We start from the raw sequence: 6,984 nt of genomic DNA on the forward strand, positions 1-6,984 counted from the left end.
TGGATGCCGTTATTAGGGATGATTGCAGGAAGATTTTTGTCCGAGCAGTTTGGTGCATTTGCTGCTTATTGCGGCGGAGGCCTTTTAATTGTATTAGGTTTGCAAATGCTTTGGTCATGCTTTAGAGAAGACGACAGTTCCTTTATCACTCCGGTTGGTTTTGGACTACTTGTATTTGCACTAAGTGTGAGTCTTGATAGCTTTTCGGTCGGGTTGACACTAGGTATTTATGGTGCCAAAACATTTCTAGTCCTAACTTGCTTCGGAATTGGTGCCACTATTTTAACTTGGTTAGGTCTTCTTGTGGGACGTAAAGTTCAAGGGTGGCTTGGAACATACAGTGAAGCATTAGGAGGCACGATTTTGCTTGCCTTTGGGATTAAATTATTGCTACCATTCTAATACAATTGAACCCATAGTGAAAAAGGTGTTTTCTTAACGAAAATGCCTTTTTCTGTGAAAAAATAATGGTCATTTGGAATGCATGAACAAGCCTTTATTAGGCTATGAATAACAGCGAAGAGAATGCGTTCCAAACGACATATTCAACTTAAGGTTGCACGAAGTCATACTTTAGTAATAAGGAATAATGTCATATAATAAAGATAGAGGAGAGAATCATTATGATAAATGTATTGTTTGTATGTACCGGAAACACGTGCAGAAGTCCAATGGCTGAGGCTATTTTAAAAAGTAAAAACATACCCGGAGTAGAAGTTCGTTCTTCCGGAGTATTTGCTATGAATGGAAGCAATGCATCTCCACATGCAAAAAAAGTACTAGATGATCAACAGATGGAGCATGACCATCAATCCTCTTTATTAACGGAACAGCAGGTAGAGTGGGCAACGTATATCTTAACGATGACAGCGGGTCATAAAGCGAATATTGTTGCAACGTTCCCGTCAGCACAAGTGAAAACCTTTACACTGAAAGAATTTGCTGGTGGATTTGGGGATGTAAGTGACCCTTATGGTGGATCTCTGTCTGTTTACCAACAAACATTCGAAGAGCTGAAGCAATTAATTGAAAAAAGCTTACACAAATTATCGTAATACAACCAGGGGGAAGGCTTTATGGGGGAGAAAAAGGCATTCAAGTTTGGGCTTAGGAAAAAGCTTGTATTATTTACTACCATTTTAGCAGTGATTACGTATACAACGAGTGCGTTATTTATTGATGTATTATTTCCGATCATTCAGGACTTTATTGGAATGAATAAAGCGGGCTTTTCGATCGTCACTTATTTATTGGGGATCCTATGGTCCGGGATTTTAGCGTTTTTAGCGGCTGGTTTTATCATTAAGCCTCTTCAAAAGCTAGAGCGAGTCACACTAAAAGCAGCGCACGGGGACATTTGTGAGGATGTGGAGTTATCCAAATCAGATGACGAAATTCGCTCGCTAGGCGTTGCATTTAATCATATGCTGTTTAATTTACGTGATATGGTCCAAACCATTGATGAGAACTTCAAGCAAACGAATGAAAAGGTCATTGCCATTACAAAAGAAAGTGCCATGGCGGCAGAAAGAGCAGAAATGATCGATCGAACGGTCAATGAAATCTCGCTTGGAGCAGAAAATTCAGCGGCTGCGACTCAAGACTCAGCCAGTTCGATTGATGAAGTCACTCATCTTGCGGAAGAAGTTCAAATAACCGCAAAGCAGTCGAAAAAAATCTCCAATGAGATGGTCGAAGAGCTTGACCAGTCTAAAAAGGTAATTTTCTCACTAGTATCAGGCATTCAAACACTTGCTGAAGATAATAAGCAGTCGCTAGTCTCAGTGAAAAAACTAGAGGAAAATGCGTCGCAAGTGGAAAGGATTATCCAATTGGTTGGGGATATAGCGGCCCAGACTAACCTTTTAGCTCTTAACGCATCGATTGAAGCTGCTCGGGCGGGTGAGCACGGAAAAGGCTTTGCTGTTGTGGCAGACGAAGTTCGTAAGCTAGCGGATGAGAGTGCAAAAGCGGTTCAAGGAATTTCTGAGCTGATTCAAAATATACAGGGCGAAGTACGTAATGTGGTGTCTCAGATAACAAACCAAGTAGATATTGCACTTGGACAAGCTGAAAAAGGCAATGCTACCAACCAAGCAATTGAAGAAATGACAAGAACAGTCGTTCAAATGGCGTCAGCAGTAGAAAAAATTTCAACTCTTGTTGACCGACAAATGGAAGGAATTCAGCATACAGCCACGCAATCACAGGAAGTGGCTGCGATAGCAGAAGAAACATCAGCAGGAGCAACAGAGGTAGCGATAGCTGTAGGACAGCAAACAGAGGTTATCGAAAATGTTGAGCGCCTTGCGCACGAGTTGAATGAACAGGCAGTTAAACTTAAAGGTACGATTACTAGATTTAAGATGTAGGAGATATGGACTCTGCAAACGGATGCAGGGTCTTATTTTTTTTAGAAGCACGAGCTTTATCTTTATTTAAGGTTATGTCAAAATAAAGGTAGTTTTTACAAATGGGAGGCGTAACGATGAAGGTAGCAATTGCATCTGATCACGGTGGCGTAAATATTCGAGAAGAAATTAAAAGTCTTATGGATGAAATTGGAATTCAGTATGATGATTTTGGCTGTGAATGTGATACATCAGTCGATTATCCAGATTTTGCTTTGCCGGTTGCGCAAAAGGTAGCAAACGGTGAATACGATCGCGGAATTTTGATTTGTGGAACAGGAATCGGAATGAGCATTGCTGCAAATAAAGTAAACGGCATTCGTTGTGCCCTTGTTCATGACGTATTTAGTGCGAAGGCAACACGTCAGCATAACGACAGCAATATGCTAGCTATGGGAGAAAGAGTTATCGGACCTGGACTGGCACGTGAGATTGCTATGGTGTGGCTTGAAACAGAATTTGAAGGCGGAAGACATGCAAACAGAATTGGGAAAATAAGCGATTACGAGAAAAGCAAGTAAGTCGATGGAGGGGTACAAATGACAAGCGATTTGTCCATTTGGAAAAACCAGCTGCAAACGATTTTAGCAGATTTTTCGGACCAAGTAGTGTTAACGGATAAGCATGTTCTTGTGATTGGCTGTAGCACGAGCGAGGTGATTGGGAAGAAAATTGGTACAGCGGGAACAAATGAAGTGGCTGAGCTAATTTTTTCCAGTCTTCGTGAATTCAGTCAGCAAACAGGAGTAGCTCTTGCTTTTCAGTGCTGCGAGCATTTAAATCGTGCCCTTGTTGTTGAACGAGCGACTGCTGATCAAAAGGGTTGGGAGGAAGTGTCCGTTGTTCCAGTCAGACAAGCTGGGGGAGCAATGGCTACATATGCTTATAATCATTTTTCTGAACCGGTAGTCGTTGAGTTTATTCAAGCGGATGCGGGGATTGATATTGGAGATACTTTTATTGGGATGCATATAAAGCATGTAGCAGTTCCGGTTCGAGCGTCGATTTCTGAGCTTGGCAGTGCACATGTGACGCTGGCTCGAACGCGTCCGAAATTAATTGGAGGGGCTCGAGCAATATACGAACATTCGAAGGGGAATGAGTCTTGTTCATAAAGCTTTTGCAGATTTTGCAGAAGCTTTTTTCTTTCGAATAGCGAAAAATGTTGGAAAAAGACGAAAATAACGCTTACAAAAATATTTTTTTCGTGCCTGTCATATGGAGAGTGTGTTAAGATAAAGTAGGAATTTTCGAAACTGCTATATAAATTAGTTTTTTAACATACAAGGGGGATTACGATGAAGCATTTAGCACAGCAAGATACGCAAGTTTTACAAGCTATTCAAGACGAATTAGGACGTCAAAGAACTAAGATTGAACTAATTGCATCAGAAAACTTTGTAAGTGAAGCGGTAATGGAAGCACAAGGATCTGTTTTAACAAACAAGTATGCAGAAGGCTATCCAGGCAAGCGTTACTACGGTGGCTGTGAGCATGTTGACGTGGTAGAAGACATCGCTCGTGACCGCGCAAAAGCAATCTTCGGTGCTGAGCATGTAAACGTACAACCTCACTCAGGTGCTCAAGCCAATATGGCTGTTTATTTTACTGCTCTTGAGCAAGGTGACACAGTTCTTGGGATGAACCTATCTCACGGTGGTCACTTAACACACGGAAGTCCGGTTAACTTCAGTGGTGTTCAATACAATTTCGTAGAGTATGGAGTAGACGAGCAAACGCAAATGATCGACTATGACATCGTACGCCAAAAAGCTTTAGAGCATAAACCAAAAATGATCGTTGCTGGTGCGAGTGCTTACCCTCGTGCAATTGATTTTAAAAAGTTCAGAGAAATCGCTGATGAAGTGGGCGCTTATTTAATGGTAGATATGGCTCATATCGCTGGTTTAGTAGCAGCTGGCCTTCACCAAAACCCAGTTCCTTACGCTGATTTTGTAACAACAACTACACATAAAACATTACGTGGTCCTCGTGGTGGTATGATCCTTACTAGCGAAGAATGGGGTAAGAAAATCGACAAGTCGATCTTCCCTGGAATTCAAGGTGGACCATTAATGCACGTAATCGCTGCAAAGGCAGTTGCTTTCGGTGAAGCATTACAAGACAGCTTCAAAGATTATGCAGCAAACATCATTGCTAACGCTAAGACTTTAGCTGAAAGCTTGCAAGAAGAAGGAATTAGCTTAGTATCTGGTGGAACAGACAACCACCTTCTATTAATCGATGTTCGTTCTTTAGGCTTAACTGGTAAAGTAGCTGAGCATGTACTTGATGAAGTAGGAATCACAGTTAACAAAAACACAATTCCATTTGACACAGCAAGTCCATTTGTAACAAGCGGAATTCGTATCGGTACAGCAGCTGTTACTTCTCGTGGATTTGGTGCGGCTGAAATGAAAGAAATCGCAAGTATCATTAGCTTTACATTGAAAAACCATGAAGATGAAGCGAAGTTAGCAGAAGCAAGAGAGCGTGTATCTGCATTAACTAGCCGTTTCACTTTATATCCAGAAAGACAAATATAATTTTTACTAGCCAGCCTAAGTTTTTTGGGCTGGCTTTTTGTTTTGTCTCAGAATTGTTACATCCAATTTCTGTTCGAGGTTGCCCACGGGAAGTTTTTTCTGTAAAATTAGACGAAGTGTTTATGAATCGAGTTAGAAAAGGAGAGATGCTAGATGGCAAAGGTATATGTGTTTGATCATCCCCTCATTCAGCATAAGCTTACATACATCCGCGAAAAAAATACAGGAACAAAGGACTTCCGTGAGCTAGTAGACGAAGTAGCAACATTAATGGCGTTCGAAATTACTCGTGACATGCCGTTAGAAGAAATCGAAATTGACACACCAGTAAGCACAATGAAATCAAATGTGTTATCTGGGAAAAAAATAGGGATTGTCCCTATTTTACGTGCGGGAATCGGAATGGTAGATGGCATCTTAAAGCTTATCCCTGCAGCAAAAGTTGGACATATCGGTCTGTATCGTGACCCAGAAACATTGATGCCAGTTGAGTACTACGTTAAGTTACCGAGCGACGTAGAAGAGCGCGACTTCATCGTAGTGGATCCAATGCTTGCAACAGGTGGTTCAGCGATCGAAGCGCTCCACTCATTGAAAAAGCGCGGCGCGAAGCATATTAAATTCATGTGCCTAATCGCAGCACCAGAAGGCGTGGACGCTCTGAAAGAAGCACACCCGGATGTAGACATCTACATCGCAGCACTAGACGAAAAATTAAACGACCACGGCTACATCGTCCCTGGACTAGGTGACGCTGGTGACCGTTTGTTTGGAACGAAGTAAGATTAGGGCTAACCGCTGGGGCGGTTAGCTTTTTTGCATGGAGTAGTTGATTGAAGGATGATGAAGAGGTTAATCGGACAACTAATCCGCTAGCACAAGATTGGGTCCGATTAAAGGTACTATTCGAACAGGAAAGAGCGCAGGGACCAGAGGGGAGTCTGAATAGAGTTGTCATTCGGACAAGAAAGAGGGCCGGGACCAGGAGAGTAGTCCGAATAGAGGTATCATTCGGACAGGAAAGAGCGCTGGGACCGGAGATGAGTCTGAATAGAGGTATCATTCGGACAGGAAAGAGCGTTGGGACCAGGAGATGAGTCTGAATAGAGGTATCATTCGGACAGGAAAGCGCGTTGGGACCGGAGAGTAGTCCGAATAGAGGTGTCATTCGGACAGGAAAGCGCGTTGGGACTGGAGATGAGTCTGAATAGAGGTATCATTCGGACAGGAAAGCGCGTTGGGACTGGAGATGAGTCTGAATAGAGGTGTCATTTGGACAGGAAAGAGCGCTGGGACCGGAGAGTAGTCCGAATAGAGGTGCCATTCGGACAAGAAAAAGGATTGGAACTAGGATAGAGTCTTAATAGAAATTGATTCGACAGAAAAAAGGGTCGGAACTAGGTTCAAGTTCGAATATATTAACTACAACCTTCAATCCTCCAGCAATAAAAAAAGCACCCTCTATCATCCTCTATACGCATAACTCATCACCGAGTAACAAAACCTAGTAAAAAACTTCGGAGGTGCTTACAAGCGTGAAATCAATAATCATCATTATTTTAACAGCCGTGGTATTCTCATTTGTTTGCACTCCAACTACATCAGCAAAAACGCTCATCCACCCGCCCATTCCTGAAGAATCTCCAGAAACTGAAAAAGTGGCAATCGTAACATTGCCAACACAAGCAAATGAACAGCAAATTAAAGAGATTATCCAACCGTACCCTGATCTTGAACTGCGTCATATTTTTACAGAGGCTCTTAACGGGTTTTCGGTAAAAGGAACGAAGAGATCATTAGATAAGCTTGCGCAAACGAATAAGGTGGAGTCGGTTTCCCCTGTTAGTACATATAGCGTCCAATCGGAAACGAATACCAAGATCATTGGTGCAGAAACGATCAGAGGCTATTTTGATCCGAAAAATCAAAGGCTCACCGGAAAAGGGATCACTGTTGGGGTCATTGATACAGGCATTGATTACAATCATCCTGACTTAAGACGAAGTTATAAAAGAGGCTATGATCTC

The 6,984-nt window shown here is 42.2% G+C and carries 8 protein-coding genes; all 8 read left to right on the plus strand.

The features are described 5' to 3' along the window. Positions 1-402 (plus strand): manganese efflux pump (locus ACGLXV_RS05190; RefSeq protein WP_391557795.1); only part of this gene is annotated, 402 nt, incomplete at its 5' end. Between the two features lie 221 nt (positions 403-623). Then, entirely contained in the window at positions 624-1,055 is a 432-nt protein-coding gene (locus ACGLXV_RS05195; protein ID WP_391557796.1) for a low molecular weight protein arginine phosphatase, read from the plus strand. Between the two features lie 21 nt (positions 1,056-1,076). Then, positions 1,077-2,372, plus strand: a complete 1,296-nt coding sequence (locus ACGLXV_RS05200; protein ID WP_391557797.1) for a methyl-accepting chemotaxis protein — start codon at positions 1,077-1,079, stop codon at positions 2,370-2,372. Between the two features lie 116 nt (positions 2,373-2,488). Next, positions 2,489-2,932: a ribose 5-phosphate isomerase B gene (gene rpiB / locus ACGLXV_RS05205; RefSeq protein ID WP_119710259.1), complete on the plus strand. Its 444-nt coding sequence runs from the start codon at positions 2,489-2,491 to the stop codon at positions 2,930-2,932. 18 nt (positions 2,933-2,950) lie between these two features. After that, positions 2,951-3,526 carry a TIGR01440 family protein gene (locus ACGLXV_RS05210; RefSeq protein WP_391557798.1) on the plus strand — a complete coding sequence of 192 codons (576 nt, stop codon included), beginning with the start codon at positions 2,951-2,953 and terminating at the stop codon, positions 3,524-3,526. A gap of 183 nt (positions 3,527-3,709) precedes the next feature. Then, positions 3,710-4,957 carry a serine hydroxymethyltransferase gene (glyA, locus tag ACGLXV_RS05215; RefSeq protein ID WP_391557799.1) on the plus strand — a complete coding sequence of 416 codons (1,248 nt, stop codon included), beginning with the start codon at positions 3,710-3,712 and terminating at the stop codon, positions 4,955-4,957. A 153-nt stretch (positions 4,958-5,110) separates the two neighbouring features. After that, positions 5,111-5,740 carry a uracil phosphoribosyltransferase gene (upp, locus tag ACGLXV_RS05220; RefSeq protein WP_119710256.1) on the plus strand — a complete coding sequence of 210 codons (630 nt, stop codon included), beginning with the start codon at positions 5,111-5,113 and terminating at the stop codon, positions 5,738-5,740. Between the two features lie 752 nt (positions 5,741-6,492). Continuing rightward, a partial coding sequence (locus tag ACGLXV_RS05225) for a S8 family serine peptidase (RefSeq protein ID WP_391557800.1) occupies positions 6,493-6,984 on the plus strand: 492 nt, incomplete at its 3' end.

The organism is Robertmurraya sp., assembly GCF_036676585.1.
Lineage (GTDB): Bacteria > Bacillota > Bacilli > Bacillales > Cytobacillaceae > Robertmurraya_A.